This window comes from Streptomyces sp. NPDC037389, assembly GCF_040636475.1.
Classification (GTDB): domain Bacteria; phylum Actinomycetota; class Actinomycetes; order Streptomycetales; family Streptomycetaceae; genus Streptomyces; species Streptomyces hesseae.
In genome coordinates this window covers 91,389-118,235 of sequence record NZ_JBEZUS010000005.1, presented here as the reverse complement: position 1 = coordinate 118,235, position 26,847 = coordinate 91,389, and the positions used below count along the sequence as shown (strand labels likewise).

General features: G+C 69.3%; 19 protein-coding genes, 1 tRNA gene and 1 pseudogene. 9 read left to right on the top strand and 12 right to left on the bottom strand.

Annotated features, from left to right (window positions below; genetic code table 11):
* Window positions 1-38: 38 nt before the first annotated feature.
* Complete coding sequence (locus AB0E98_RS12705; RefSeq protein ID WP_361701664.1) at window positions 39-2,684, top strand: FtsX-like permease family protein; 2,646 nt, start codon at window positions 39-41, stop codon at window positions 2,682-2,684.
* Between the two features lie 68 nt (window positions 2,685-2,752).
* Here AB0E98_RS12705 and AB0E98_RS12700 read toward each other — a convergent pair whose 3' ends face one another.
* From AB0E98_RS12700 to AB0E98_RS12690, 3 genes are read right to left on the bottom strand one after another with little or no spacing between them, the layout of a single operon-like run.
* Window positions 2,753-4,051, bottom strand: coding sequence for a HAMP domain-containing sensor histidine kinase (locus AB0E98_RS12700; RefSeq protein ID WP_361701663.1), 1,299 nt, complete (start codon window positions 4,049-4,051; stop codon window positions 2,753-2,755).
* A 2-nt stretch (window positions 4,052-4,053) separates the two neighbouring features.
* Window positions 4,054-4,737, bottom strand: coding sequence for a response regulator transcription factor (locus AB0E98_RS12695; RefSeq protein WP_361701662.1), 684 nt, complete (start codon window positions 4,735-4,737; stop codon window positions 4,054-4,056).
* A 54-nt stretch (window positions 4,738-4,791) separates the two neighbouring features.
* Window positions 4,792-5,469: a M56 family metallopeptidase gene (locus tag AB0E98_RS12690; RefSeq protein WP_361701661.1), complete on the bottom strand. Its 678-nt coding sequence runs from the start codon at window positions 5,467-5,469 to the stop codon at window positions 4,792-4,794.
* Window positions 5,470-5,497: 28 nt separating this feature from the next.
* Between AB0E98_RS12690 and AB0E98_RS12685 the strand changes: the two genes are divergently transcribed.
* Window positions 5,498-5,623 carry a hypothetical protein gene (locus AB0E98_RS12685; RefSeq protein WP_361701660.1) on the top strand — a complete coding sequence of 42 codons (126 nt, stop codon included), beginning with the start codon at window positions 5,498-5,500 and terminating at the stop codon, window positions 5,621-5,623.
* Window positions 5,624-5,671: 48 nt separating this feature from the next.
* Here AB0E98_RS12685 and AB0E98_RS12680 read toward each other — a convergent pair whose 3' ends face one another.
* On the bottom strand, window positions 5,672-6,580 hold the full coding sequence (locus tag AB0E98_RS12680) for a hypothetical protein (RefSeq protein ID WP_361701658.1): 909 nt from the start codon (window positions 6,578-6,580) through the stop codon (window positions 5,672-5,674).
* Between the two features lie 2,178 nt (window positions 6,581-8,758).
* Between AB0E98_RS12680 and AB0E98_RS12675 the strand changes: the two genes are divergently transcribed.
* Both AB0E98_RS12675 and AB0E98_RS12670 read left to right on the top strand, forming a co-directional pair.
* On the top strand, window positions 8,759-9,889 hold the full coding sequence (locus tag AB0E98_RS12675) for a PLP-dependent cysteine synthase family protein (RefSeq protein ID WP_361701656.1): 1,131 nt from the start codon (window positions 8,759-8,761) through the stop codon (window positions 9,887-9,889).
* Complete coding sequence (locus AB0E98_RS12670) at window positions 9,886-11,199, top strand: MFS transporter (RefSeq protein ID WP_361701655.1); 1,314 nt, start codon at window positions 9,886-9,888, stop codon at window positions 11,197-11,199. The genes AB0E98_RS12675 and AB0E98_RS12670 overlap by 4 nt, the downstream gene beginning before the upstream one ends.
* A 14-nt stretch (window positions 11,200-11,213) precedes the next feature.
* Here the strand turns inward: AB0E98_RS12670 and AB0E98_RS12665 are convergent, their stop codons facing one another.
* Both AB0E98_RS12665 and AB0E98_RS12660 read right to left on the bottom strand, forming a co-directional pair.
* A complete protein-coding gene (locus AB0E98_RS12665; RefSeq protein WP_361701653.1) occupies window positions 11,214-11,642 on the bottom strand; it encodes a hypothetical protein in 429 nt (142 codons plus the stop codon).
* Window positions 11,643-11,771: 129 nt separating this feature from the next.
* The gene (locus AB0E98_RS12660) at window positions 11,772-12,845 is read right to left on the bottom strand and encodes a HoxN/HupN/NixA family nickel/cobalt transporter (protein WP_361702118.1); all 1,074 of its coding nucleotides are present in this window, start codon (window positions 12,843-12,845) and stop codon (window positions 11,772-11,774) included.
* A 389-nt stretch (window positions 12,846-13,234) separates the two neighbouring features.
* Here AB0E98_RS12660 and AB0E98_RS12655 point away from each other — a divergent pair, with 389 nt between their 5' ends.
* The 3 genes from AB0E98_RS12655 to AB0E98_RS12645 all read left to right on the top strand — a co-directional run bounded on the left by AB0E98_RS12655 (window position 13,235) and on the right by AB0E98_RS12645 (window position 16,468).
* Window positions 13,235-13,540 carry a heavy-metal-associated domain-containing protein gene (locus AB0E98_RS12655; RefSeq protein ID WP_361701652.1) on the top strand — a complete coding sequence of 102 codons (306 nt, stop codon included), beginning with the start codon at window positions 13,235-13,237 and terminating at the stop codon, window positions 13,538-13,540.
* Between the two features lie 128 nt (window positions 13,541-13,668).
* Complete coding sequence (locus tag AB0E98_RS12650) at window positions 13,669-15,957, top strand: heavy metal translocating P-type ATPase (RefSeq protein WP_361701651.1); 2,289 nt, start codon at window positions 13,669-13,671, stop codon at window positions 15,955-15,957.
* A gap of 106 nt (window positions 15,958-16,063) precedes the next feature.
* The gene (locus AB0E98_RS12645) at window positions 16,064-16,468 is read left to right on the top strand and encodes a transposase family protein (protein WP_361701649.1); all 405 of its coding nucleotides are present in this window, start codon (window positions 16,064-16,066) and stop codon (window positions 16,466-16,468) included.
* Between the two features lie 137 nt (window positions 16,469-16,605).
* On the opposite strand, the gene AB0E98_RS12640 is transcribed toward AB0E98_RS12645, so the two are convergent.
* The 3 genes from AB0E98_RS12640 to AB0E98_RS12630 all read right to left on the bottom strand — a co-directional run bounded on the left by AB0E98_RS12640 (window position 16,606) and on the right by AB0E98_RS12630 (window position 18,614).
* A tRNA-Pro gene (locus tag AB0E98_RS12640) sits at window positions 16,606-16,718 on the bottom strand.
* 497 nt (window positions 16,719-17,215) lie between these two features.
* Window positions 17,216-18,229 carry a hypothetical protein gene (locus AB0E98_RS12635; protein ID WP_361701648.1) on the bottom strand — a complete coding sequence of 338 codons (1,014 nt, stop codon included), beginning with the start codon at window positions 18,227-18,229 and terminating at the stop codon, window positions 17,216-17,218.
* A gap of 1 nt (window position 18,230) precedes the next feature.
* A complete protein-coding gene (locus AB0E98_RS12630) occupies window positions 18,231-18,614 on the bottom strand; it encodes a hypothetical protein (protein ID WP_361701647.1) in 384 nt (127 codons plus the stop codon).
* Between the two features lie 201 nt (window positions 18,615-18,815).
* On the opposite strand from AB0E98_RS12630, the gene AB0E98_RS12625 reads away from it, so the two are divergent.
* Window positions 18,816-22,802 (top strand): CHAT domain-containing protein, encoded by a 3,987-nt coding sequence (locus AB0E98_RS12625; protein WP_361701645.1) that lies wholly within the window; start codon window positions 18,816-18,818, stop codon window positions 22,800-22,802.
* 288 nt (window positions 22,803-23,090) lie between these two features.
* On the top strand, window positions 23,091-23,228 hold the full coding sequence (locus AB0E98_RS12620) for a hypothetical protein (RefSeq protein WP_361701644.1): 138 nt from the start codon (window positions 23,091-23,093) through the stop codon (window positions 23,226-23,228).
* 248 nt (window positions 23,229-23,476) lie between these two features.
* On the opposite strand, the pseudogene AB0E98_RS12615 reads toward AB0E98_RS12620, so the two are convergent.
* The 3 genes and pseudogenes from AB0E98_RS12615 to AB0E98_RS12605 form a co-directional block, all read right to left on the bottom strand.
* Window positions 23,477-24,224 (bottom strand): annotated as a pseudogene (locus AB0E98_RS12615) (transposase).
* Window positions 24,225-24,276: 52 nt separating this feature from the next.
* The gene (locus AB0E98_RS12610; protein ID WP_361702117.1) at window positions 24,277-24,726 is read right to left on the bottom strand and encodes an endonuclease domain-containing protein; all 450 of its coding nucleotides are present in this window, start codon (window positions 24,724-24,726) and stop codon (window positions 24,277-24,279) included.
* 659 nt (window positions 24,727-25,385) lie between these two features.
* Entirely contained in the window at window positions 25,386-26,789 is a 1,404-nt protein-coding gene (locus AB0E98_RS12605) for a hypothetical protein (RefSeq protein WP_361701642.1), read from the bottom strand.
* Between the last annotated feature and the right edge of the window lie 58 nt (window positions 26,790-26,847).

Below are 26,847 nucleotides of genomic sequence, written 5' to 3'. Positions count from 1 at the left end.
TGGCCGGCGCCCCGGCGGGGCCGGGGAGGAGGACGGCGATGATCAGGATCTGGCTGGCCGGTCTGCTGCGGCGGCGTGGCGGACGGCTGCTCGCGGTGGCGGCCGGGGTGGCCACGGCGGTGGCGCTGCTGGCGGCGCTCGGCGGCTTCCTCGGCGCCACGCGGGCGACGATGACCGCGCAGTCCGTGCGCGGCGTGACCGTGGACTGGCAGGTGCAGGCGGCGAGCGGCGCGGACGCCCGGTCGGTGCTGACCACCGTGCGGAACACTCCCGGCACGCGGGCGGCGCTGCCGGTCGGATACGCCGGCACCAGCGGTCTTTCCGCCACTGCCCAGGGCACTGCCCAGACCACCGGACCCGGCATGGTGCTGGGTGTGCCGGCCGGTTACCGCTCGGTGTTCCCGGGCGAGATCCGGGTGCTGGCCGGGCGCGGGGACGGGGTGCTGCTGGCCCAGCAGACCGCCGCCAACCTCCACGCGGCCCCCGGAGACACGGTGACCGTCGGACGGGCCGGACTGCCGCCGCTCAAGGTCCGCGTGGACGGTGTGGTGGACCTTCCGCACGCCGACTCGCTGTTCCAGAAGGTCGGCGCGCCGCCGCAGTCGCAGCCGGCGGCCCCGCCCGACAACGTGGTGCTGCTGCCCGAGGGCCGCTGGCACGCGGCCTTCGACCCGCTGGCCAAGGCACGCCCCGACCTCGTCCACGACCAGATCCACGTGCGGCGCGGCCACGCGCTGCCGCACGACCCGGCCGCCGCCTACACGGCCGTGACCGGCAGCGCGCACAACACCGAGGTACGCCTCGCCGGAGCAGGTCAGGTGGGCGACAACCTGGGCGCGGTGCTGGACGCGGCCCGCTCGGACGCCCTGTACGCGCAGATGCTCTTCCTGTTCCTCGGGGTGCCCGGTGCGCTGCTGGCCGGGGCGCTCACCGCCGCGGTCGCCGGGGCGGGGGCGGCCCGACGGCGCAGGGAACAGGCCCTGCTGCGCGCCCGGGGCGCCACCGCGGGGCGGCTGCTGGGGCTGGCGGCCGTGGAGGCCGCGGTCGTGGCCCTAGTGGGCGGGGCGGCCGGGCTGGGGGTCGCGGCGCTGCTGGGGCGTACGGCCTTCGGCACGGCCGGATCCTTCAGCACCGGCTGGGCGCTGGCCGCGCTCGCCGTGGGCGCGGTCATCGCGGGCGGGGCCGTGCTGCTGCCCGCCCGCCGCGACCTCAAGGCATCCACCGTCGTGGCCGGACGGACGGCGGTGGAGCACCGCCGGGTGCCGCGTGCCGCGTGGTGGGCACTGGCTGCCGGGCTGCTGGCCGTGTCGCTGCTGGTGTTCCGGATCACCAGCCGTACGAATTACGCCCTCGTCCTCGCCCCCGAAGGCACGCCCACCCTGTCGGTGGACTACTGGGCGTTCGCCGGACCGGCCCTGCTGTGGACGGGCGGGGCGCTGCTGACCTGGCTGCTGACGGACCTGGTGCTGCGGCGCGGCCGGCCGGTGCTGACCCGGCTGCTGCGGCCGGCGGCCGGACCCCTGTCCGGTATGGTCGCGGCGAGTCTGTCCCGGCAGCGGGGCACGGTCCTGCGGGCGGTGGTGCTGCTCGCGCTGGCGACCGCGTTCGCCGCCTCGACCGCGGTGTTCAACTCCACCTACCGCCAGCAGGCCCAGGCCGATGCGGTACTCACCAACGGCGCCGACGTCACCGTCACCGAGTCCCCCGGTGCCATCACGGGTGCCTCCGACGCGGCACGGGTGGCGGCACTGCCCGGGGTACGGCGCGTGGAGCCGCTCCAGCACCGCTTCGCCTACGTCGGCCCCGACCTCCAGGACCTGTACGGGGTCCGGCCCTCCACCATCGTGGACACGGGACGACTGCAGAACGCGTACTTCTCCGGCGGAACCGCCCGGCAGCTGATGGACCGTCTCGACCGGCAGCCCGACGGCCTGCTGGTCAGCGCCGAGACCGCCAACGACTTCCAGCTCCACCCGGGTGACCGGGTCCAGCTGCGCCTGCAGGACGGCCGCACCCACCAGCTGCGCCCCGTCGCCTTCCACTTCGTGGGCATTGTCAAGGAGTTCCCCACCGCCCCCAAGGACAGCTTCCTGGTGGCCAACGCCTCCTACGTGGCCTCCGCGACAGGCAGCAGCGCGGTCGGCACGCTGCTGGTCGACACCGGCGGCACCGGCCAGCAGGCCGTGGCCCGGCACGTCCGGGCAGCGCTCGGCCCCGCCGCGCACGTCACCGACCTGCCGTCGGCCCGGACGGTGACCGGGTCCAGCCTCACCGCCGTGGACCTGGGCGGGCTCACCCGCGTCGAGCTGGCCTTCGCCCTGGTCATCGGAGCGGCGGCGGGCGGTCTGGTGCTCGCCCTCGGCCTGACCGAACGGCGGCGCACCCTGGCGCTGGCATCGGTGCTGGGCGCCCGGGGACGGCAGCTGTCGGGGTTCGTGTGGAGCGAAGCCGCTCTGGTCGCCCTGGCGGGCGCGGTCGGCGGCATCGTGCTGGGCTGGGCCCTGTCCCAGATGCTGGTCAAGGTTCTGTCCGGCGTCTTCGACCCGCCCCCGGCGTCCCTCGCCGTACCGTGGGGGTACCTCGGCGCACTGGCCGCGGCCACCGCGGCCGCCCTGGCCGCGGCGGCGTGGACAGCGGTACGCCACGCCCGTCGGCCACCTCTGACCGAGCTGCGCGAACTGTGAGCGGGAAGCCCCCCGGCCCGTCGCACCGCGTCGCGGCGGGCGGTTCGCTCAGCGGACAACGCGGTGCGTCACTGTCCCGGCTCCTCGTAGCGGCCCGCGATGAGCCAGGTGAAACGCGGGTGCGGCGATCGTCTGGAGAGCATCAGACGTCCGCCTTCGGCCTCCACCAGGGAGCGGGCCAGTGCGAGCCCGATCCCGTGGCCCGTGCCGTCGCTCCGCCGCCGGGCGAACACATCCTGGTCCTCGGGCAGGGCGGGGCCCTCGTCCTCGATGTCCACGGCGAGTACTCCGGCCGCGTCCCTCGCGGTGACCGTCACCGCGCCGCTGCCATGGACAACGGCGTTGGCCAGCAGGACATCCAGGACCTGCCGCCCCGCGCGCGGTGAGCCGACCGCCTCGGGCAGGTCCTCCTCGGCGACGACCCGCAGGGGCCGCCCGGCGGCTGCCAGCTCGCCGTGCCAGCGCCGTTCGGCCTCGGCGAGCAGCTCGCCCACGTCCAGCGGCGCCCGCTCCGGCACATCCCGGGCCAGGGCCAGGAGGTCGCCCAGTGTGGCCTCCATGTGGGTCAGGGACGCCAGGGCGGTACGCATCGCATCGTGCGGGTCCGTCGGCGCGGTGGCGGACAGCGCGCTCTCCAGTTCCAGCCGCACCCGGGTCAGCGCGGTGCGCAGCTGGTGCGAGGCGTCCGAGCTGAAGGCCCGCTCACGGCGCAGCAGGCGGTCGATGTGTCCGGCGGCGCGGCCCAGCGCGTCGGCGACCTCGTCGGCCTCCGGTAGTCCGGTGGGGGCGGCGCGGGCGGTCAGGTCACCGCCCTCCAGCCGTACGGCCGTCGCCGCCAGCGCCTCCAGAGGGCGGGCGAGGCGCCTGCTGGACCGCACCGCCAGCACGACGCCCACCCCGACCGCGACCGCCGCCAGCCCGAGCATGCCGGCCCAGGTGAGAGCCGCCCGGCGCAGCGGACCATCGGCCGGGGAGGCGGCCCGCACCACCGCCCGTACCCGCTCCCCGGAGCCCACCGGGACCGCCGCCACCAGCTGGTCGCCCAGTCGGCGCGATGCTGCCGAACCCGCGAGGGCCTCACGCACCGGACCGTCACCGCGGGCTGGACCTGCCCCGATGACCAGACGCCCCGTGTCGTCGTACACACCGAGCCGGGTACCGGACTCGGCGGGCGGCAGTTCCATCGGATCCCGCGTGTCGTGCACGTCCGCCGGGACGCTCACGGCCACCTGATCGGCCAGCTGCTGCAGCTCGCGCACCTCGTCCTGCCGGTACAGCCGCAGCACCGCCACAGCCAGCGGCACGGAGAACAGCACCACCGCGCACACCACCGCCACCACAGTGGCCCGGAGGATGCGACGGCGCACGATCACCGCCCCCCGGGCGGTTCGAGCCGGTACCCGAAGTGCCGCAAGGTGGTGATCCGCACCTGGTCACCGAGCTTGCGGCGCAGCGCCGCCACATGGACGTCGAGCGTCTTGGTGGAACCGAACCAGTTCTCGTCCCACACGTCGCTCATCAGGTCCTCCCGGCTCACCGCCTGCCCCGCGGAGGCGGCCAGCCGGGCCAGCAAGTCGAATTCCTTGGGCCGCAGGACCACCTCCCGCGTCGGAGTGGAGCAGCGCCGCGCCGCGCGGTCGATGAGCAGCGTGCCGTGGCGGATCCGTGACGTGCCGCCGTTCCCGCCCGGTGACGCACGCCGCAGGTGCGCCGCGATGCGCGCCTGAAGCTCGGCGAGCCGGAACGGCTTGGTCAGGTAGTCGTCCGCGCCCGATTCCAGGGCCTGGATCACGTCCATCTCACCGGTGCGGGCGGTCAGCACCACCAGCACGGCGTCGGGCAGACGTTCCCGCAACTGCCGGCACAGCTCGAACCCGTCGGCGTCCGGCAGCCCCAGATCGAGCAGCACCAGCTCGGCGGGGCCCCGGGCGGCCCTTCCCAGCGCCGCCGCACCGTCGGGACACCACTCGCTGTCGTGGCCCAGGGCCCGCAGCGTCGAGGCGAGCCTGCCTCCGATGGTCTCGTCGTCCTCGACGATCACAATGCGTGCCACGGCCTCACGCTAACGGCAGCGAGGGGGCGGCGTCCGGGCGGCAGGTCGTGTGTTTCACGAGAGCTCGGCCGGTTCCAGCAGCTTGTGGAGGTCGTGCATCGCTTCCAGCGCACACACCACGGTGGCGGCCATCAGCAGCGCGGCCGCCCACACCCATCCCGGGTGGTTGCGCGGGGGCGGGGCCAGCAGGGCCGCCACCCGGCGCGGCACCGGGCCGACGGCCGGCTCGCGGCCGCGCCCGAGCAGGCCGAGCGCCGCGGCGGGGATCCGCCGGTGTCCGGTGCGCTTGGCGGCGATGGCCGCCTTGCCCACGGCGCGGGCCACCGGACGGCGGTCCCGGCACACGGTGGCGGCGTGTTCGTCGGCCCACCGCTCCACGGTGAAGGAGACCGCGGTGGCCGGCGGCCGCAGCAGAGGGTTCGCCGCGGCCGACGTCTGGACGGCCGCGGTGAACAGATAGTGATGGCCCCGCAGATGAGCCCGCTCGTGGGCGAGCAGCGCCTCGCGCTCGGCCGGATCGAGGGCCGCGAGCATACCGGTGGAGACGACGACGCGTCCGGGCAGGCCCGGCATCGCGTAGGCGTCGGCGTAGGCGTCCTCGGTCACGACCACCGACGCGTCGCCCGGGAAGCAGGCCGCGTCCAGCACCGCCTTCCACCATGCCCGTACCCGCCGCACGGTGAAGATCCGGTAGCGGTGCGCCGCGTCGACGATCACGTCAGAGAAGATCAAGAAAGCTCAGTCTCCGGAGATCGACACCATGACGACCTGGCTGACGTCCTGGGGCGAGAAGGTCCCCGCCAAGGAGATGGCCGGCAACATCGTCACTTCCCGGACCGCCGAGATCGCCGAGATGCGCGAGATGCCCGGCACCAGCAGCTCGTGACCCGGTCGAGGCGGCGTCGCAGCACCGCCCCGACCGTCAAACGGGCTGTCAGCCGACGCTCAGGGTCAGCGCGGCGGTGTGGAGCTTGCCACCGGTCTGGAACTGCAGGAACAGCCGCCAGTTGCCGGACTTGGGCAACATGGCCTGGAAGGCGAGGTCCGGCCCGCCCTTGTCACCGTTCACCTTGGTCTCCGGGTGGAGGTGGGCAAAGGCCTGGTCGCCCTCGTGGAAGGCCGTCAGGTGGGCGTAGGTCCCCAGGTAAGGCTGGAGGTCGGTGACCGGCTTGCCGTCCTTGCTGACGCTGACGGTCATCGGGTGGGTCATGCCGGCCATGAGGCCACCCTTGACGGTGACGGTGCAGCCGTCGACCTCAGCGCTGGTGGCGGCCTGCGGCAGCGGGGTCTTCCGGGCATCGCCGGGAACGGTGACGGTGCGGCTGAGGACGAAGTCCTTGCCCTTGCCCGCACCGCTGTCCGGGACGAAGGACGCGTACGTCCGCCAGGTGCCCGGCTCCAGGGCCGACAGGCCGGCGGTCCAGGTGCCGTCGTCCGCCATGGTGGGGTGCAGGTGCTGGAAGCCGGTGAGGTCCGAGCGGACGGCGTAGAAGTGCATCTTCTTGGTCTGGTCGTCCGCGAAGGCGGTGACCGGCTTGCCGTCCGGGCCGATGATCTGGAACTTGTACTCGCTGTCCTTGCCCGCCGCCGGCTCCGTGGCGGTGGACGTCAGTTTGTAGCCGTCCTTGGAGTCGGCCAGGCCATCGCCCATGCTGCCGTGGTCCATACCGGGCATCGACGGCGCCGAGGACGACGGCGAGGGCTTGGCGCCGTGGTCCATGCCCGGCATGGACGAGTCGGAGTCCTTCGACGAGCCGCAGGCGGCCAGCGTCACCGCGAGGACGACGGCTGTACCGGCAGCTGCGAGACCGCGGCGACGGGTGAAACGAGGAGTGAACGACATCTGAGAAAAATCCTTTGCGGAGTGCGCATCACGACGGCGCACAGGTGATCAGGGCACGTGGCCCGAAGCCCGTATTACCGGGCGCGGGCGGGGTGCCTGTCAGTTCCGCGCTACGCACACTCTCAGCAGTAGGTCGCGTCCGCTCCCCGGGGGCCCACGCCGCCCGGTCCGGCCTGCGACGCGCCGCCACGGCAGCGCCCAGACGGCGAGACCTCCGAAGACCGCTGCTGCCAGAAGCCAAATCGTCGGCAGCGGGATCCGGTCGCGAACGGGTGTCGCGACGCACTGGGTCCCGTGTTCGCCGGCCATCGCCTGGGAGGCGGCGTGCGCCGGTGCGGGAAGGGCTGCGGAAGCGGCTTCGGCAGTAGTCGCATGCTCACCGTGAGCAGACTGCTCACCGGGCATCGAGGCGGAGGCCGGCATGGCCTCGTGGCAGCCGGAAGCAGCGGTGGCCGGGGTGCCGTGCATGAGGAAGACCCCGAGCAGCACAGCGCACACCGCGAGCAGACGGGCCAGAGCCCGCCCGTGCGACCGTGCGACGCCCACGCATACTCCTTGGGGTCGGTTCCGGACCCGGCGGGAACGGAATCTCTTCCGACGATACCCCCGCCCGGTACCCCTGCGGCAGCTTTGTCGCCGGAAAGTGACCTCGCCCACCGCAAGGACCGCATCCGGCCAAGTTGTCTCCGTTGTCTCCGGGGCACCGAGCCGGACCGAGTCATCCGGCCAGCGGGTCGTCGCAGAGTACGCCGGAACCGGCCGCCCTGGCTCAGTAGCGATGAGTCGCCCACCGTATAAGCGAAGACGAATCGTTCAACGTCCGGGAAACGCCGGTCTTGAAGCGCGACTTACGGCAATGCCGCTACGATCACGGCATGGTCACGGCCCGGCCCGCCACGCGTGCGCTGTGTTCCCGCTCGCACCGAGTGGGTCTGCGGCGTTTGTTGTGGTTGGCGGCGCTTCTTCTGGGGCTGCTGTACTCCCATGGGATCAGCGCCGAAGCCGTCGAAGGCCATATCTCACCTCTCTCAGTTGTTCCCGCAGTCCACGCTCCGCCGGCTTCGGCAACCCAGCCGGCTTGGGCAATCCACCGGACAGCGGTGCAGCACGCCGTCGACGACGGCACCACGGGCAACGGCCTCTGCGGCAGTCACGGTCACGACGGCCACGAAGCGGGGCACGCGGCACACAGCTGCCTGGCCGGTCAGCCCAATCATGGTGTGGCGCTCCCGCTGCCGTGCGCGTCTTCTTCGGGTGCGCCACCGGCGCCGTACGCGGCCGTGGCTCCGGCGATCACGACGGCCGACGCCCTTTTCGTCTCTCCCCCGCCAACCGGCGGGGCCACGATTCTGCGGATCTAGATCCGGGCGCCCCTCTCCGCCGGCCGTTTCCCGGGCCGTCGGCTCCCTTCCTTCGCCGACGGGTCTCCAGGCACCGGCTTGTCCTCGGCACCGCTGACTGATTCCCCCACGCCCCTGCAGTATCAGGTGCGTCCCCTCACCGGTGCCTGCCCGTAGCCCTGTCTGAACCTGCCTGCGGCACACCCGGCGTCGTGACACGTCGATAGCCGCTCGGAGAATCATGCGGTTACCGCGAGAGGTGCGGTCGGCACCGGCGTGCCGACCAGTCCTGCCCACACCCACCGTCCACCCGGGCCGAACCGGGACAGCCGGCGCAAGCCTGCGGCGCACGCGCCTGCTGGCCGTGCTCTCCCTCCTTGCCCTGCTGAGCGCATTGGTCTGCCCGGTTCCCTCGGCGGCGCAGTTGCCGGGCTCTGCACTCACCTCACAGCAGCAACCCCACGCATCCGGGGAGAAAGCGGCACCCCACACTCCCTCGTCCCATGACTGCGCCCCCAAGGTGGCGGCCGCCCGGGCAAGCCACACCTGCCGCTCGTCACTGGGACTGCCACAAGCCCCGTTCCCCGCCTCCACCGCGGGCAAGGTGGGTCCGCTGGTCCCGAGGCGGATGTCCCACGGGCCATGCATGCCACGCACGGGCAGATCCCTGCTTGCCACCGTCTGCCGCTGGCTGATCTAGAGATCCGCCGCCGCGGCCGAGCACACCCGGCCGCGGCGTATCCCGCCGCGCTGCCCCACGACGAGAGGCCCCGGGCCTCCGTGCGACACAGCGCGAGATGAGCACGTCCCCTGTTACTCATCAAGCGAAAGCGAATCCATGCAACCCGTGACTTCTGCTGTCTCGAACCCCACGGCTTCCCCCCGCGCCCACGACATGTCCTCCCTCGTCGGGAACACGCCCCTACTGCGGGTCTCCGAGCCGCTGGCCCCCGCAGGGCGGGGCTTCTGGGCGAAGCTCGAGGGATTCAACCCCGGAGGCATCAAGGACCGGCCCGGCCTCCACATGGTCGAGCGGGCCCGCGCCCGCGGCGACCTCGAGCCCGGCGGACGGATCATCGAGTCCACCAGCGGCACCCTCGGTCTCGGCCTCGCCCTGGCCGGCATGGTCCACGGCCACCCGGTCACGCTGGTCACCGACCCGGGCCTGGAGCGGTCCATGACCCGGCTCCTGACCGCCTACGGCGCGCAGGTCAACATCGTCTCCGAGCCCCACCCGGCCGGAGGCTGGCAGCAAGCCCGGCGCGACCGCGTCACCCGCCTCCTCGAACGGCACCCCGGCTCCTGGTGCCCCGACCAGTACAACAACCCCGACAACACCACCGCCTACACCCCGCTCGCCCTCGAACTCGCCCACCAGCTCGGGCACATCGACGTCCTGGTGTGCAGCGTCGGCACAGGCGGCCACTCGGCCGGCGTCTCCCGGGTCCTGCGCCAGCTCTTCCCCGGGCTCCGGCTCGTCGGCGTGGACACCATAGGTTCGACGATCTTCGGGCAGCCCGCCCGGCCCCGTCTGATGCGCGGGCTCGGCTCCAGCATCTACCCCCGCAACGTCGCCTACGACCACTTCAGCGAGGTGCACTGGGTCTCCCCCGCCGAGGCCGTGTGGACCTGCCGGCAACTGGCCGCCTCCCACTACGCGACCGGCGGCTGGAGCGTCGGCGCCGTCGCTCTGGTCGCCGGCTGGCTGGCCCGCACCCTGCCGGCCGACACCAGGATCGCGGCGATCTTCCCCGACGGCCCGCAGCGCTACCTCGGCACGGTCTACGACGACGACTACTGCGCCGCCCACGGACTCCTCGACGCACCACCCGCGCCGGAACCGGAGGTCGTCGGGCGGCTCGACGAAAAGGAGGTCACCCGCTGGACCCGCTGCACCACCGTGGTCGACCCCCTCACCCTGTCCGGCGCCGACACCGGCGAGGAAGCCGGAACGGAGGACGGTCGGTGAAGAGCACCATCGCGCAAGCACGCTCCTACCCCGCCAGCGTCCAGTTGCTGATGGTGAACCAGTTCACCATCAACCTGGGCTTCTACATGCTCATGCCCTATCTGGCGGCGCACCTGGCCGGCACCCTCGGGCTGGCCGGATGGCTGGTCGGACTGGTCCTGGGTGTGCGCAACTTCAGCCAGCAGGGCATGTTCCTGGTCGGTGGAGCCCTCGCCGACCGCTTCGGCTACAAGCCGCTCATCGTCGCCGGCTGCATCCTGCGCACCGCCGGCTTCGCGGCGCTCGGGCTGGTGGACTCCCTGTCCGCCCTGCTGGCCGCCTCCGCCGCCACCGGCCTGGCCGGCGCCCTGTTCAACCCGGCCGTGCGGGCGTACCTGGCCACCGACGCCGGTGACCGCCGAGTGGAGGCGTTCGCCCTCTTCAACGTCTTCTACCAGGCGGGCATCCTCATGGGCCCCCTGGCCGGCATGGTCCTCACCGGCGTCGACTTCCGCGTCACCTGCCTGGTCGCCGCCGGGATCTTCGCGCTACTGAGCGTCGTACAGATCCGCGCCCTGCCGGCCCGGAGGGGCGAGGCCACCCAGGAGCCGGACGAACAGCACGGTCTACGGACCCAGTGGCGGGGCATTCTCGCCAACCGGCCCTTCCTGCTCTTCTCCGCGGCCATGATCGGCTCGTACGTGCTGTCCTTCCAGGTGTACCTCGCCCTGCCCCTGGAGGTACGGCGCCTGGGCGGTGACGGCACCTTCGGCACCGCCGCCGTGGCAGCTCTCTTCGCCGTCTCGGGCCTGAGCACCATCGCGTTCCAGACCAGGGTCACCGCCTGGTGCGAGGCCCGCGTGGCGCCCGGCCGGGCGCTCGGCTGGGGCCTGGTGACCATGGGGGCGGCCTTCCTGCCGCTGCTCCTGGCCACCGCCGCACCCGTACCGCACGACGGCCCGGGCCTGTGGCTGCTCGCGGCAGTACCGCCCGCGCTCGCGGCGCTGCTGCTGGCACTGGGCACGATGATCGCCTACCCCTTCGAGATGGACACCATCGTCCGCCTCTCCGGCAACCGCCTCGTCGCCACTCACTACGGGCTCTACAACACCATCTGCGGAATCGGCATCACCCTCGGCAACCTTCTCACCGGCGCCGCACTCGACGCCGCCCGCGCCGCGGGCATCCCGGCCTTGCCGTGGGCCGCGCTGCTCGCCCTGGGGCTGGCGTGTGGCGCTGCCGTGTACGGCCTGCATCGCACCGGCCGCCTCGACTCCCCACAGTCACGGACACATCCCGAACCGCGCAACGCGAAGGCGACAACCACCTGACGCACGTCACACCGTCACCGGGGAGGGGTGCCGACCACCAGGCCCGCCGCCCCTCCTCGGGGCACACCCCTTTCCGTCAAGCTGCTCAGCGGTAATGCGCGGACGAAGCCGGCGAAGGGCGGACGCATGCGGATGTGGACCTGGCGCCACTGGTCGGTGGCGGCCGTCGTGACGACTCTCGCCGGGCTGGTGATCGGCGTCCCGACCGGGATCGTGCCCACGCCGCTCTGCACACGGACGAATCCGGTGCTGTGGTGGAACCACCCGGTCTGGGTGGTCAGCTCCGCGCTCGACGGATTGCTGGTCGCCACGTGCATCCGGGCCCGGTCCGGACGAAGCGCGGCCGAGACCGGCACGGCACGGCCCAGGACCGCGCGAGCCGTGGTCGCCGGGGCGCTCTCCGCCTTCGCGGTGGGCTGCCCCCGGCGTGCGAGCCCGCTCATCATGGTGCGGGCTCACGCTGCTGGTCGTCAGTGGTGGTGGCCGGTGTCCTCGTGGGCCGGCGGCTCGCTGCTTCCGGACGGCGCGGCCCCGGGATCGCAGTCATGGTCACCGCCGAGCCGCACGGCCGGTTAGTCGGAGGTCGCGGGAACCGACTTCACGTCGGCGGTCCACTTCTCCTCGATCCGGGCGACCTTCCAGATCACCAGGGCGAGGACCCACGTGGCGAAGAACAGCCCGACGATGACGAAGCCGACGGTGTTGAGGTCGAGGCCGCCGATCCAGTCCCAGAAGGGGCCGTGCAGGCCGAGCCTGTCGGCGAGGAGTCCGAGCAGTTCGATCGTGCCGATGACCAGGGCTACAGCGACGGACAGGCCGGTGATCGTGAGGTTGTAGTAGACCTTGCGGACCGGCTTGGAGAAGGCCCAGCCGTAGGCGAAGTTCATGAACGAGCCGTCGATGGTGTCCAGCAGCGACATCCCCGCCGCGAAGAGGACGGGCAGGCAGAGGATCGCGTACCAGGGCAGGCCGGAGGCGGCGCCGGAGCCGGCCAGGACGAGCAGGGCGATCTCGGTGGCGGTGTCGAAGCCGAGGCCGAAGAGCAGGCCCAGCGGGTACATCTGCCAGGGCTTGGTGATCGACTTCATCACCCGGCCCAGCAGCCGGTTCATGAAGCCCCGGTTGTTGAGCTGCTCCTCCAGCTCCGCCTCGTCGAAGTGGCCGGAGCGCATGCGCCGGAAGACCTTCCAGATGCCCGCGAGGATCACGACGTTGACGATCGCGATGGCGTAGAGGAAGACACCGGAGACGGTGGTGCCGATCCAGCCGGTGATCTCATGGAGCTGCGAGTTGTCGTCCTCCACCGGTCCTGCCAGGGCCTTGACGCCGAGGGAGAGGAGCAGGGCCAGGGCGAAGACGATGCTGGAGTGGCCGAGCGAGAACCAGAAGCCGACCGAGAGCGGCCGCTTGCCCTCGTGCATCAACTTGCGGGTGGTGTTGTCGATCGCGGCGATGTGATCGGCGTCGAAGGCATGCCGCATGCCGAGCGTGTACGCGGTGACACCGATGCCGATACCGAAGGACTTCGTGCCGACGCTGTAGTGCTCGGGGGCGACGATGGCGACCAGCGTGAACCAGCCCACGATGTGGAGGGCCAGGATGAACGCGGCCATACCGCCCATGCGGCGCCACTCGGCCCGGGTCATCACTCCCGATATTCGCTGCCACCGCGTGAGACGTGTGTCCTGGGCGGTGGAGACGGTGGTGACCATGGCGGCCCCTTCCTGCGGTGCGCAAACGACGGCACACCGTAGGCGCGCCGCACTCGTAGCTGCAACTCGTACGCAGCAGTGTCCGGGTGCACAACCGCTTGAGCGGGCGCACGCGCCACTCGCCACTCCCATGGCAGCGACCGTGCGCAGCCCACAGACCTTTGCGCCGTGCCACACGCCGCTGCACCCCCCTTACGGAATACCCCTGGGGGGTATATGGTTCTGGTCAGCAGGAGACGCCGGGCACCTTCCCGGCCGCCTCTCGCACAAGACACCGCGCACACCCCGCGCACCACGTGCGCCCACGACCTCAAGGACCAGCCATGACCTCCCCGACGAACTCCGGCTCCTGCTGCACCCCCGGCGGCACCTGCGGCACCTCCACGGCCACAGACGTCCAGGTCGGCACCGCCACCGCCATCACCACGGTCTACAAGGTGACCGGCATGACCTGCGGCCACTGCGAGGGATCGATCTCGCAGGAGGTCTCCGCCCTGGCCGGCGTGACCTCCGTCAAGGCCGTGGCCGCCACCGGGCTGGTGACCGTCACCTCCACCGGCCCGCTGGACGACGAGGCCGTCCGCGCCGCCGTGGACGAGGCGGGCTACGAGCTCGCCGGCCGCGCCTGAGACACCCCGGATACCCGGGACTCCCCCCGGATACCCCCTCCCCGTACACAGTTCCCGGTACCCGCCGGTTCGTGCCGCTCCACTGATATGGACGCCCGCAGCTCCGGCCCTCCTCCAGGAGACTCCGAATGACCAGCACCGCTCTCGAGAAGACCCCGGCACCCGCCGCGGCCGCCTCCGAAGTCGAACTCTCCATCGGCGGCATGACCTGCGCGTCCTGCGCGGCACGCATCGAGAAGAAGCTCAACCGCATGGACGGCGTCACGGCGACGGTCAACTTCGCCACCGAGAAGGCCAAGGTCACCTACAGGCCGGGGACCGGGATAGCCGACCTCATCGCCACCGTGGAGAAGACCGGCTACACGGCGCAGGAGCCGCCGAAGCCGGTGACGGAGACGGGGACGGGGACGGAGACGGTCCAGCCGGAAGCCGCCGAGGCGGGTGACGGCGGGGAGACCGGGGCCCTGCGGCAGCGGCTGGCGGTGTCGCTCGTCCTCGCGGTGCCGGTCGTGCTGATGGCCATGGTCCCGGCCCTGCAGTTCGACAACTGGCAGTGGCTGTCCCTGACCCTGGCCGCGCCGGTGGTGGTGTGGGGCGCGCTGCCCTTCCACAAGGCGGCGTGGACCAACGCCCGGCACGGCGCCGCCACCATGGACACGCTCGTGTCGATCGGCACGCTCGCCGCGCTCGGCTGGTCGCTGTGGGCGCTGTTCTTCGGCCACGCCGGCATGCCGGGCATGCGGCACGGCTTCGACTTCTCGGTCTCGCGGGCGGACGGCTCGTCCTCCATCTACCTGGAGGCCGCCGCCGGCGTCACCGCCTTCATCCTGGCCGGGCGCTATCTGGAGGCGAAGTCCAAGCGCAAGGCCGGCGCGGCCCTGCGGGCGCTGCTGGAGCTGGGCGCCAAGGACGTGGCCGTCCTGCGCGACGGGCGCGAAGTCCGCGTTCCCGTAGCGGAACTGGCGGCCGGCGACCTGTTCGTCGTACGCCCCGGGGAGAAGATCGCCACCGACGGCACGGTCACCGAGGGCGGCTCCGCCGTCGACGCCTCCATGCTGACCGGCGAGTCCGTGCCCATGGACGTCACCGTGGGCGACGCCGTCACCGGCGCCACCGTCAACGTCTCCGGCCGCCTGGTCGTCCGGGCCACCCGCGTCGGCGCCGACACCCAGCTGTCCCGCATGGCCAGGCTCGTGGAGGACGCCCAGAACGGCAAGGCCGCCGTCCAGCGCCTGGCCGACCGCATCTCCGGGATCTTCGTCCCCGTCGTCCTGCTGATCGCCCTCGGCACCCTGCTCACCTGGCTGTCCGTGACCGGCGACGCCACCGCCGCGTTCACCGCCGCCGTCGCCGTGCTCATCATCGCCTGCCCCTGCGCCCTGGGCCTGGCCACCCCGACCGCCCTCATGGTCGGCACCGGCCGCGGCGCCCAGCTCGGCATCCTCATCAAGGGCCCCGAGGTCCTGGAGTCCACGCGCCGCGTCGACACCGTCGTCCTGGACAAGACCGGCACCGTCACCACCGGCCGCATGGCCCTGCACGAGGTCATCACCGCCCCCGGCGTCTCCGAGCAGGACCTGCTCCGCCTGGCCGGCGCCCTGGAGCACGCCTCCGAGCACCCCATCGCCCGCGCCATCGCCGACGGCGCCGCCGAGCGCACCGGCACCCTGCCGGCCCCCGAGAGCTTCGAGAACATCGCCGGGCTGGGCGTCCAGGGAGTCGTGGACGGGCACGCGGTGCTGGTCGGCCGCGAGAAGCTGCTCGCCGAGTGGGTCATCGAGCTGCCGGTCGAACTCGCCGCGGCGAAGGCCGCCGCGGAGGCCGAGGGCCGCACCGCCGTGGCCGTCGCCTGGGACGGCGCGGCCCGCGGCGTCCTCACCGTCGCCGACGCCGTCAAGGACACCAGCGCGGCCGCCATCGCCGAACTGCGCCGCCTCGGCCTCACCCCCGTCCTCCTGACCGGTGACAACAAGGCCGTCGCCGAGGCCGTCGCCCGCGAGGTGGGCATCGACGAGGTCATCGCCGAGGTCCTCCCCCAGGACAAGGTCGACGTCGTCAAGCGCCTGCAGGCCGAGGGCCGTTCGGTCGCCATGGTCGGCGACGGCGTCAACGACGCGGCCGCCCTGGCCACCGCCGACCTCGGCCTGGCCATGGGCACCGGCACCGACGCCGCCATCGAGGCCGGCGACCTCACCCTCGTACGGGGCGACCTGCTGGTGGCCGCCGACGCGATCCGGCTCTCCCGCCGCACCCTCGGCACCATCAAGGGCAACCTCTTCTGGGCCTTCGGCTACAACATCGCCGCCCTCCCCCTCGCGGCGGCCGGCATGCTCAACCCGATGATCGCCGGAGCGGCCATGGCCTTCTCCTCCGTCTTCGTCGTCACCAACAGCCTCCGCCTCCGCCGCTTCCGGTAAGGCGTCACGAGTTCCGACTCCGGAAGGAGGCCCGGCTTCTGCCGGGCCTCCTTCCGGCACAAAGCTCTTCTCGTAACCGTGTCGGGTTGCCTGCGTCGGTCTGGTCGTGCAGGTGGTCTCCGCTCAGCGTCGTGAGTTCGTCCAGGTGTTCACCGGGCTTCGCCCGCGGCAGTTCCAGCGCCTGGTGAAGGCTGTCCACCGGACTGGCGGGCAGGCTCTGGATCCTGGCCGGCCCGGTCGTCCGTGGCCGCTGCCCCTGGAGGGCCGGGTACTGCTGGTGGCGATGTACTGCCGCACCAACCTGCCCAGGCCACAGCTCGCCCCGCCCTTCGGGATCTCCACCGCCGCCGGCCGCATCATCTCCCGGCACGGGCCGTTGCCGGCCCCGGCCCCGGCCCCGGCCAAGCGCAGGCCGGGCAGCGGCGACGTACTCATCGTCGATGGCGGCTACCGATGTACACAAAACCCCGAAATCACTCGTGATCTCGGTCCCCAGCGAAACAGGGTCTGATCAGGGGTTTTCCGGATGGCGTGGTCCCCAAGTGGTCCCCGAGCGCCTGACGTCACATCAGAATCGCCCTCGCTCCGAGACATGCAAAACGCCCTCTGGCCTGGGATTTCTCCCAGGCCAGAGGGCGTTTCACCGTGTCGGGACGGCGGGATTTGAACCCACGACCCCTTGACCCCCAGTCAAGTACTAAACCATCAAATCCCGGACAATCAGGGCAAATTACCGTGACAGTTCATTCAGTAACGTCCTGGTTGTCCATTTACGCGCATGACGTGTGGTCCCCAAGTGGTCCCCAGGATCTCCATCACCTCGGCCACCTCCCGCAGTTCAGGGATTTGTCAGCTGGCCACAAGACCAGCGTACGCCGCGCGAGCCCGAGCCGCCGGGCGTCGGCATCGGACGACAGTTTCTGCGGCCAACGGGTTGAACATCGCCGACCACATGACCACGGAGATCACTGACCTGATCGGCCTGCTGGGCAAGGCCCACCACCCGCTGGGCGCGCCGATCGCGCAGACGGCTATCGAGGGGCTGCGGCGGTTCGACGAGATCAGGCTGGGCTCGAGTTCTGGCGAACCACCCTGCCTCGGCAAGAGCTTCGGACTCAAGGGCCGGCGCAGGATCCGAAGATCGACAATTTGCCGGACTCGGGCTCGGACGGCTGCGAGCAAGCTGTCCCGTCTCCCCATGCGTCCCCACAGTCGTTCGCGGACCCGCAGTAGCTGCCGCCGTGGCGCTACCGTGCTCTCACGGCAGGCTGGTTGTCGATGCCTGCATGTCGGTGGATACGGTGCCCCGAACACGCCCTTGCAGAAAGCGTGTGAGATCCCATCCCGCTTGGGGAGTGAGGCGCTCCTCGCCCTCCGGGCTGATTCCGAGCTGGCAGGCGAGCGCACGGGCATGCAACTGGGTGCTCGCCTGAATGAGCTGCGCGTAGGCGTCGGCGGCATCCCGGGTGCGGCGCCAGGCAGTGGCCACAGTGACGCAGGCGATGACGAGCCCCGGCCACCAGATCACCGCGAGCGAGAGGTAGAGCAGCGACCAGCCGACCAGGGTGGTGGCACGCGTCAGGGCCTCACGGGCCGCGTTGATCTCGGTGCGTTCGACTTCGGGCAGGGTGAACCACAGCGATGGCCAGACGACTCCGAGATCGAGCCGGTAGATCTCGTCGAGACGGACCGTGACGGCATGAATGCGGTCACCGGTCCACGTGGGGCGTTGGGGTTCGAACTCGGAGATCCGAGTGATCCGTTGGTACGCGGCATCGAGGAGGGCGTCTCGTCGGAGCGGTACCTGGTCGGCCGTACCAGCGTGCGGATCGGACCGGGCGGCCAGGACTGTGCGGCGTGCAGCGGCGTTCCATTCCCGCGCATAGGCGGCCCGTTCGCGTTCCCACCTACGGCGCCGCCTGTCGACGCAGCTCCGAGCGAGCTGCCGCCACGGGGGCGGCCATGAATCCCACCGGCTCGCCAGCACGACGTACTCGCACCCCGAGCCAAGGGCTTGGGCGACAAGCCCGGCCGCAGCGGAGGCAAGTAGAAGGGCCACCATGGCCACGGCCAGACCGGGAAGGCCAGCTAGCTTGACAGCGGTCGCCCAGTGCTTCACCTGGCGCACTAGTAGAGCAAGGTTAAGGGCATGACCGTGACCGAGCATCCGGGCGGCCGCGACGGCCGACACGAACAGCACGCCGGGAAGGACCAGCAGGGACAGCCAGCGTTCCGCCAACTTACCGCTGAGCGTCGCCAACAGGCCGCCCATGTCAGAGCAGCGTCTGGCGCAGCGCCAGACCGTCGATGGCGCAGCTCGGAGCGGGAGCGACCGGATCGGGCCGGTCATACCGGCTGCAACGTCCGGTCGGACAGATCAGGAGAGTATCTCTTGGCCGGGAGGCCACAACACCGGCGAGCCGCAGACCACTTGCCGCGGATCGGTTGCGGCCATGCACACCCAGGGCATCACCTGCCGCCTGCAGAGCCACGTGGAGGTCGTTCAGGGCAGTGGCGACGCCCTCGCCGGCGCGCACAGCCTCCAGGAGGCGGTCCAGCGGTTCGGTGGCAGGTTCCAGTGCTTCGCGGATCTCCGCTGCATCCCCGCAAACGTATGCAACCGCGTCCGCGAGCTCATCGTCTGGCCTGTCGACCATCTGCCCTCCCAGGAGTCATTGGACCCGCTTGCGTGGCGCCTGCAGTAGTAGTTGACGCGTGGAGCTGGCCCGGGAGGACGATATCGTAAGAGTGCTGGTCATCATGCCGGTACGCATGGACGGCGTTAGCAACGGCGCGTGACAGCATGCTCTCTGATTGCATATCAGTTGCAACCTTTGCTGGGAGAGCCGGGAGCCGCCTTGTACCAGGAACACCTGAACACTGCGATGAAGCAGCTGAGTTCGACCCGCTTGGCCGGTGATCCCAAAGTCGCACTTGGGCCCGAGGTCCTCGCCAACGCGCAACTACTCAAGCAGAGCCTGCAGAAGGGCGAGGGCGGCGTCGAGGGGTGGCTGGTGCTGGGATGGGTGCACTTCTATCGCATCAGGGCTCAGGAGCCTGGGACGAGTCAAAATGACTGGATCGCTGCTGTCGAAGCGTTCACTCCCTGCTTCATCGCTGGCGTAGATCCCCTACCCGAGGTTTTGCTCCCCACTATTGTCGACAATGCCGTGATCAGCGCGACCTCGATTCTCAAGAAAGTCGACCGATCCGAGGTTCGCGCAGTTGTCCGGCTGTGGCACCGCATCGTTGCAGCCACTGCACCTGATGACCCCATACGAGCCTGGCGCCTGTCAGATCTGAGTATCGCCCTGCAGCGGCAGTTCGACCTGCTCGGTGACCCAGCGGATCAGGATACCGCCGTCGCTTTCGCCGAGGCAGCGGTGAAGATCATTCCAGTGGATCACTCCCCGCCCGCGGAGATTCTGTTCAACGCGGGCTCTCTCGCGTGGAGCAGGTTCGGAGTCACTCAGAAGCCTGCTGATCTCGATAAGGCCCTTGACTACATGCAGCGGGCGGTGGCCACAGGTCTTCCTGACTCACCGCTCCGGGGAGGGGCCCTGATCACGCTCGCGGTGGCTCTGCAGGAACGCTTCCAACGCCGCACCGATCCATCCGATCTCGACGAAGCGATTGCTGTCTTCAGACGAGCAGTTGCGGCTCTCCCGGCGGGAGAGCCGCAGCACTGCACGGCGCTGGCGCTACTGAGCCAGGCACTGCTCACCCGATTCAGATCTGTCGGCGCGTCAGCAGATCTGAGGGAATCCCTCGGCACTGCTCGGCAAGGCGTTGACCAAGCCATCCGCGAAGACACCCTCGCTCCGACCCTCTCGGCGAACCTCGGTGAAGTGCTGCTGATCGCCTTCGGACACAGCGGGAACCTGGAGGACCTGGACGAGGCCATCCACAGACATCGGCAGGCGATGGAACTCGCCGAGCCGGAAGACCCGGCATTTGCCGGACTTCTGTCAAACCTCGGAACTGCTCATCGGATCAGGTTCGAGCAATCCGGGAATGCGGAGGATCTGGCTGAGGCCGTCCTGCTGAATCGGCGTGCGGCCGACCGTGCGCCAGCCGACTCCCAGTTGCTGCGCGGGGTTCTCGGCAACCTCGGACACGCCCTGCAGACCCGTTTCGAAGCCGGCGGTGCGGTACAGGACATCGACGATGCCGTCGACGCCCTCGGGAAAGCCCTGGCGGTCACTCCGAGCGGGCACTCCGAGCGACCAGAGGCGCTGTCCAACTACGGCGGTGCGTTGCAGGCGCGGTTCCGGCTGACGGCGGTGTCCGCCGACCTGGAGCTTGGCATCGAAGCCCTGCAAGAGGCGGTCGAGCTCGCGCCAGACCGTCATGTCGAGCGCGCGAACCACCTGTCCAATCTCGGCATCGCATTGAGCACCCGATTCCGATCCGTTGGAGAAGTCGCGGATCTGGAAGCTGCGATCGCTTTCGGGGAGCAGGCAGTCGAGGCGGCACCGGAGAACCACCCGGGCCTGCCGGGGTACCTGTCCAACGTGGCCCTTGCCCTGGCCGAGAGATTCAGGCGATCCGGCACAACGGCGGACCTGAACGCCGCGATCTCGTACGGAGAACAGGCTGTCGCGGCCACTCAGCCGGACCACCCGGACCGCCCCAGGTACCTCTCCAATCTCGCGGGAGCCCTGCAGACGCGATTCTGGCGTACCGGCGCGGAAGCAGACTTGGAGGCAGCGGTTCAGGCGAACGCCGAGGCCGCGCATCGTGCGGCGGTCGACCATCCCGATCGTGGGTTGCTTCTGTCCAACCATGCAATGTCCTTGGAAGCCAGGTACGAGCTCACCGGCGACTTGCAGGACCTGGATGACGCCATCGAGCTGCTCGGCCAAGCTGCGGATGTCACGCCGGTCGGCCGCCCTGACCGCGCAGGGTTCATCTCCAACCTGGGCGGCGCACTGCGCTCGAGGTTCACGGCCACCGGTGATCTCCGTGACCTTGAGTCCGCGATCGAAGCCGGCCAGCAGGCGGTGGCAGCCAGTCCGGCGGACCAGCCCTTCCGGACGGTTGTGCTGGCAAACCTCGGGATGTCCCTGGACGCCCGGTTCCGAGCGACCGGCTACGGTAAGGAGGAAACAGTCAACGCCTTCGAGGCGGCGCTAAAGCTCACCTCCGGTGCGCCGTCCACTCGGATCCGCGCGGCGAGATCAGCCACGGCGCTGCTCGCCGAGTCGGAACCTGCCCGGGGCGCCGAATTGCTCGCTACCGCAGTCGAGCTGTTGCCAACCGTCGCAGAACGGTGGCTCAGGCGAAGCGACCAGCAGCACGAGCTCAGTGAACTGTCCGGGCTCGCCGGTGATGCCGCAGCGCTGCTACTGGGCGGCTCCGACTCGGAACCGCCTGCCCTTCCGGTGCTCGAGCGCGCACTGGTCGTACTGGAATCGGGGCGTGCGGTCTTGCTGGGCCAAGCGCTTGAGAACAGGACAGACCTGACAGCCCTTCGGCAAACCCACCCGCGCCTGGCTGATCGGTTTGTCCAGCTGACCGACGTGCTCGACTCCGATGTTCCTGCGCCGCCGACTGTGGCCGTCCAGGCTTCCACGCGCGCCAGCGCGCTGGGAGCATCGCAGCCACTCGGCAGACATCGGGCGGCCTTGGACCTTGCCGAGCTGATCGACCAGGTGCGCTCGTTGGACGGTTTCGCGGGCTTCCTTCGCCAACCGGTCGCCGAGGACCTGATCAAGGAAGCTCGATTGGGTCCCGTGGTACTTTTCAACGTCAGCAGGTACGGCAGCGATGCCATTGCGGTGACGGAGAACGGCGTCAGCAGGATCCACCTCAGAGGACTTGACACCGAGTCACTCACCACTCAGATCAACGTCTTTTACACTGCTCTTGCCACGGCCAGCGACCCGCAGGCTGCCCGGGCCGAGAGGATCCACGCGCAACGTGATGTGTCGGCGGTCCTGGAGTGGCTCTGGGACGTCGTCGCTGAACCGGTTCTCATGAGCCTCGGCCTGGATTCCCTGCCATCACCCGATTCGCCGACGCCGCGCGTCTGGTGGCTTCCCGGTGGGATTCTCGGACTCCTGCCCCTCCATGCCGCCGGGTACCACCAAGACCAGCAGGACAGCCGCACCGTGCTGGACCGCGTGATCTCCTCGTACGCGCCGAGCATACGTTCTCTGCAGTATGCGCGGAGAGCCGTGCGAGCGGTTCCGACCGTCGAGCGTCGATCACTGGTCGTGGCCATGCCTGTCACACCCGGCCTACCGAACGGCGCCCCACTGAGTAAAGCTGCGGCCGAGGCTGACTGGGTGGGCACTCGTCTGCCCTCCCCGCAGACCTATATCGCCGCCGCACTTCCAGACGGCCGGGCCGACGCTGATGACCCGACGAAGGACAAGATCCTCGTCGCGCTGGAGGAGAGCGCCATCGTCCATTTTGCCTGTCACGGGATCACCGACCGGACAGACCCGTCACGGAGCCGGCTCTTGCTCAGCGACCACCAATCCGCCCCACTGACCCTGGCGAGCCTCGCTCGGATCAACCTCGACTCCGCAGACCTTGCCTATCTCTCGGCCTGCAGCACTGCAGCGAACACCAACACCGACCTCATAGATGAAGCCATCCAACTGACCAGCGCATTCCAGTTGGCGGGCTTCCGGCATGTCATCGGGACACTCTGGGAGATCGATGACGCCGTCGCAGAACAGGCCGCGCAGTCGTTCTACGACATGCTCGGGAACGAGCAAGGCGACCTTGCCATCCCCCGATCCGCTGAGGCCCTCCACCGGACAGTGCACATGCTGCGGGACCAATACCGCGCTGCGCCGTCGCTGTGGGCCGCATACGTCCACTCCGGTGCATGACACTGAAGCCCGCCGCCGATTTCGACCTCGTTCAGGTGGACTTCAGGACTCAGCGCCGAATACCGAAAGCGTCATACGGGGGCGGGAGTTAATCACAGCGCATCGAGCATCGAATGCCGGGTCGCGGTCGTGCCTAAGGGCTGTCCCGTAAGTGATCTTCGATGGTTGGTCACTGGGTCGCTTGCCTGGCAGGTCGCAATGGTCTTGCTGGACGCCTTCCAGGACACGACGATCCGGCTCTGGTCTATGCGTCGTATGAACTCGCGGACGGCAGCTGAGAGGTGGATTGTGGCCGCCGAGCGACAGTGGCAGGAGGAGCGCGGCGCCCAGTGGGAGGTCAACCGTGCGGTCGGCGGTGAGCACCTGGGCCAGTTGGCCTTGCGCTGGATGGATCTCTTCCAGGGTCTTGCCGAATGCGCGTACTGAGTATTGCCCCATGCCCGCGGACAAGGGATCACTCCGCGCTCTCTCGCCGCGCTGTTCAACTGGGCGCTGAAGGAGGTGGACTTCCACCGTCTGGAGCTTGCACATTCTGACCGCAACGAGATCTATTACCGGGTGGCGGAGAGAAGGCCGGTTTCGCATTTGAGGGCGTTCGGCGCATTGCGCTACGGCATGCGGATGGCTGACATGACATGCATCTGCATGCCCGGATTCAAGGGGATGCGCAACCACTATCGGGTAGGGGCTAGGTAGCGCAGGCGGGCGATGCTGTACATGGCGCGGTGTACGCCGTCGCTCTTGAGCCGGCAACCATGAAGAATCTTCGAGGTCTTCATGCTGACCAAGACATGCTCCACTCGGGCCCGGACCTGTTTGTGCGAGCGATTGCGCTCCCGCTTCCAGCCTGGCAGTTCTTCGCCCGGGGAGCGACGGTGCGGCATGATCACCCCGGTCCCTGGATAGCCGCCATCCGCTTTCACGGCCGACCGGCCGACCGCGCTCTTGGTCTCCGATTCCTCCCACGCCTTGCAGTGGTTGAGGTTGCCCGGCAGCGGCAGTCCGGCCACGACGACCAATCGGGTTTCGGAGTCGATAACGACCTGGTGTACCGGTAGTTCTTGGACTGCTCGGCGACCGTGTGATCACGAGTGTGTACAGGGCCCCCTCCACAATCAGCACCATGCCTCTCGTGAACCGGCGCCGAGACGGCAGTGCCAGCAGAGGGCCGATGTGGTCGATGATCCGGTCGGCCGCCGACTTCGAAATTCCGAACAGCAGGACCAGCTGGCACATCGTCAAGTTTGTGCGTCAGGAGGCCGCGACCAACAGAATGCTGCCCTCAAGCAACAGACCCCACGGACGCCCCAGCCGTGGTTCGGCTGCACTCTCACGCTGCACCATGGTCACCAACTTGCCGAAGCAGCGCGGGCTCAGCCCGGTGAACGGGCCTATCCAAGACGGCTCCGATGCCGTGACCACACCAGCCGTGCAAAGATCATCTCACCCATGACCAGCGGTTACGGAACTGACCTCAGAGGAGGACCTTCTTTGCGGGTGGATCGGAAAGATAGGACTCAAATATCGGGATGTTACGGAGGTCCGCCGGAAGGTTCTCGTACCAGGAGAGCCCCTTCGCATTGCAACTGCTACAGAGGAGACCTCGAATGCATTTCCCGCACGACCTACCCTGTTTCGGGCAACAAGAGTGATCATGATCGATGTGCCAAGTCCCAACTTCCCGCAGCCCCTTCACGTTGCAGATTGCACAGGACTGGTTTTGATGGTCAAGCAGTGCCCAGTAATCCTCCTGCGTGAGGTGGAAGCTCCCCTCAATATGGACCCATTTGATACATGAAACACACTGTGGCCGATAACTGTCAGCCGAGGTCTTGCTCTTATAGAACTCCTCGAACGATTTGACCTGCTTGCAGGTGCAGCACTGCTTCAGCCCTTGGTCTCGATACGCAAGGATAGTCGCCATGGGGAGCTTCGCCTTGAATGGCTTGACCACACTCGACGCGAGAGTCTGCAGGTAATGGGTGTCGCACAGGCCTTTGTTCGCGTTGCGGACCTCCCGATCGCAGCCCCAAACGGAGGACCCAGGCATAGCTAGGGGGTGCTGGCTCGACGCCTCACAGCGGAACTTCGAGTACGTTTTGTCACTGCGACGCTTTACCTGTGCAGGCTTGAACTCCCGCATCCCTCGCTTATGTTGCTGGTAGTGCGCGTTACACAGGCCCTTCGCTATGACCTGCCTGTCACACTTCCAGCCGTCTCCAGTGGCCCTGCAGACCTTCACAACCCCACCCGTCCGACCGTCAACTCTGCCAATTTCGTCACCTATTAACATATCAGCCAGTTCACCTTTCGACTCTAAGATGGCAAGGTCTGCGGCATCTGGCTCATCGAGGTAATACTCAGCCGTTACTTAAGGGATTACAGAAGAACAACATGCGGATTTCAGTTCCGGGGACGCTCGTTGTGGCAGGCCTCGGTGACCAGGAAGGAAGCAGCGTCAGCCGTCGCCGTAGACCGTGGCATCCATGACCGCGGTCGGGCGAATCCTGCAGCTTAGCGAGCCACTTACCACATGACGGCGCAGCCGAACCAGACATCGGCATGTTGTTCTTCTGCAGGCCTTTAGGGTTCGGCCCGGTTCCTCAGGTACTCCGTCGCGGCGGGGAGTCCGGCCCGGGCGGCGAGCGCGATGAGCTGGAGCGACTCACGCCCCCTCTTCTGCATCCCGAGGTTCACCCCGAGCCAGTAGGTAGCCTCGATGCTCCCCGCGTTCGCCGCCAGGCGCAGCCAGGGCTCCCCGCCTTCGTAGTCCCTATGGACGACGGACAGGACGAACCCGTACCTCAGCGTCGCCTCGGAATGCTCGGCATACGCGGCCCGGTGCAACCAGTGCTCCGCCTCCTTGAGCTCGTCGAGGGATCTGAGGAGCTCAGCGAGGGCAAAGGCCGCGTCCCAGTCCCCGTTCCGCGCCTCGTTCCTCAACTCCTCGACATCCCGGGCGGTCTCGCGCAGCCGGATCACGGTCTCCAGGAATTCCTCCGCCCCGTCGACGTGCTGGTGAACCGCTTCCCAGAGCCAGCGTTCGGATTCCCGGTACTGCTTCCGTTGTGCCAGCAGTACGCCGAGCGTGTAGAGGGCCTCGCCGTGGCTGTGTTCGGCGGCCGCGCGAAGCCACATTTCCGCTTCCGCGTCCCGCCCCTGGTCGTGCATGAGCTTGCTGAGGTCGTACGCGGCCTCTGCGTTACCGTCGACGGCGGCGCGCTGCCACTGGATCTCGCACTCCTGCAGCCGTCCCTGCTCGCGCAGTAGCAGACCCAGTCCGTACGGGGCGTCCTCGTGCCCGAGATCCGCGGCGCGGTGCAGCAGGCCTTCGGACTCCGCCGGATTCCCTTGTCGGGACCGTAGGAGGGCGATGCAGAACAGGGCGTCCGCATTCCCGGAGTCGGCCAGCGGGCGCCAGATGGATTCGGCGACGTCGTCTTCTCCGAACGCTGCCGCGAGCCTGCCGACGAGGTACAGATGGAAGTCGTGCCGGACGTGCCTGCGGACGATGTCCCAGGTGTCCCGGTGGACAGGCTGCTCGCCCCAGGAGAAGTGCTCCACGAGGTAGTCGAAAGGCTTCCACGCGACGGAGTCGACGCCCACCGGGTTGATCATTCCCGTCGCCCCGTAGTGGACCCGGGTCGCCCAGGTGAACGCCTCTGCGGCCGACTCCGGCCGTGCGCCCGGGATTCTCTCCAAGTAGGTGAGGTGCAGCTCCTCGATGGCGGCGAAGGGAATCTCCAGCAGACCCGCACGGTGCAGGTCGACCGCAGCCCTGACGTAGGCGTGCCCTCGCGGATTTCCACCTGCCCGGCAGGCCCGGTTCATCTCGTCCAGCAGCGCCGGCCCTGCGCCCAGGTACTCGGCGATCCCGTAGTCGCCCCGGTGTCTCAGGGCCTCCTCCAGCCCGGGGTCATCCACCTCCTCGGCGCGGCCCAGCTCGGCTCGGCTCCACATGCGGTCGAGGCGGATCTGCTCGGCCATGTGGAGCACACGCGCGCCGAGGTTGGCCAGGAAGGCGTACGGCGCTTCGAGGGCGGCC

Excerpts from the sequence above, each read along its gene's own strand:
- AB0E98_RS12665 (WP_361701653.1), bottom strand. The coding sequence starts at position 11,642 with ATGAGCGGGCTCGCACGCCGGGGGCAGCCCACCGCGAAGGCGGAGAGC.
- AB0E98_RS12630 (WP_361701647.1), bottom strand. The coding sequence starts at position 18,614 with ATGGTCGACAGGCCAGACGATGAGCTCGCGGACGCGGTTGCATACGTT.
- AB0E98_RS12660 (WP_361702118.1), bottom strand. The coding sequence starts at position 12,845 with ATGACCCGGGCCGAGTGGCGCCGCATGGGCGGTATGGCCGCGTTCATC.
- AB0E98_RS12655 (WP_361701652.1), top strand. The coding sequence starts at position 13,235 with ATGACCTCCCCGACGAACTCCGGCTCCTGCTGCACCCCCGGCGGCACC.
- AB0E98_RS12685 (WP_361701660.1), top strand. The coding sequence starts at position 5,498 with ATGACGACCTGGCTGACGTCCTGGGGCGAGAAGGTCCCCGCCAAGGAG.
- AB0E98_RS12610 (WP_361702117.1), bottom strand. The coding sequence starts at position 24,726 with ATGGCGACTATCCTTGCGTATCGAGACCAAGGGCTGAAGCAGTGCTGC.
- AB0E98_RS12650 (WP_361701651.1), top strand. The coding sequence starts at position 13,669 with ATGACCAGCACCGCTCTCGAGAAGACCCCGGCACCCGCCGCGGCCGCC.
- AB0E98_RS12675 (WP_361701656.1), top strand. The coding sequence starts at position 8,759 with ATGCAACCCGTGACTTCTGCTGTCTCGAACCCCACGGCTTCCCCCCGC.
- AB0E98_RS12705 (WP_361701664.1), top strand. The coding sequence starts at position 39 with ATGATCAGGATCTGGCTGGCCGGTCTGCTGCGGCGGCGTGGCGGACGG.
- AB0E98_RS12605 (WP_361701642.1), bottom strand. The coding sequence starts at position 26,789 with ATGGCCGAGCAGATCCGCCTCGACCGCATGTGGAGCCGAGCCGAGCTG.
- AB0E98_RS12680 (WP_361701658.1), bottom strand. The coding sequence starts at position 6,580 with ATGTCGTTCACTCCTCGTTTCACCCGTCGCCGCGGTCTCGCAGCTGCC.
- AB0E98_RS12635 (WP_361701648.1), bottom strand. The coding sequence starts at position 18,229 with ATGGGCGGCCTGTTGGCGACGCTCAGCGGTAAGTTGGCGGAACGCTGG.